Origin of the sequence: Mesorhizobium sp. M7A.F.Ca.CA.002.04.1.1 (genome assembly GCF_004022805.1) — a bacterium.
GTDB classification, from domain to species: Bacteria; Pseudomonadota; Alphaproteobacteria; order Rhizobiales; family Rhizobiaceae; genus Mesorhizobium; species Mesorhizobium ciceri.
Genome location: NZ_RZPL01001251.1, coordinates 1 through 621, shown reverse-complemented (window position 1 = coordinate 621; position 621 = coordinate 1). Strand labels below are relative to the sequence as shown.

General features: G+C 59.9%; 1 protein-coding gene and 1 pseudogene. One reads left to right on the top strand and one right to left on the bottom strand.

Annotated elements, in window-relative coordinates; all coding sequences use genetic code 11:
- Positions 1 to 242 (top strand): annotated as a pseudogene (locus tag ENZ75_RS33630) (sterol desaturase family protein); the annotation flags it as partial.
- An 11-nt stretch (positions 243 to 253) separates the two neighbouring features.
- On the opposite strand, the gene ENZ75_RS33625 reads toward ENZ75_RS33630, so the two are convergent.
- Positions 254 to 568, bottom strand: a complete 315-nt coding sequence (locus ENZ75_RS33625; RefSeq protein WP_281040754.1) for a type II toxin-antitoxin system ParD family antitoxin — start codon at positions 566 to 568, stop codon at positions 254 to 256.
- Positions 569 to 621 lie beyond the last annotated feature (53 nt).

Below are 621 nucleotides of genomic sequence, written 5' to 3'. Positions count from 1 at the left end.
ATCTCGGCACCCTCAATCCGCTGAAAGTGGCATTCCATGAATGGATCGGCATGCTCAGGGATGCCTTTGCGCCCGGTCTGACCTTGAGCGATCGCCTGAACTATCTGATCAAGCCTCCCGGCTGGAGCCATGACGGCTCGCGCGAGACTTCGGAGAGTTTGAAGGCTGCCTATGTCAGGCGAAATCCTGCTGAGGCGGGGAAGCCTGGGTTGCCAAGCGTGGGTGTCGAGCCCGCCGAGTAGAACTTCTTATGTCAGGAGGGTCCGTCGTCATCGCTGTCGTACGCCAATTGCGCGATTCGTTCCCTCACTTGCGCGATGGCGTGATCCAGCGGAATAGCGGGACGCGTATCTTCGATCGAAGCCTTTATCTTGGCCCGGATCGCGGCTAGGCGCTCGGCATGCTCCTCTTCCTCGCGCTGGAAGGCCCGGAGCGCCGCGCGGATGACTTCGCTCGCCGAGCCGAAAGAGCCGTCTTCGACTTTTTGGCGGATAAGGCGGGCCATTGCTGGCGTGACTGTGACAGAAAGTTTCTCGGCGAATTCCGTGGAACGGCTCCCATTGGACAGCAAGTGGGATTGTATCCTGCTTCATCCGTGCGGCCAACGATGAGGTCCTAGCG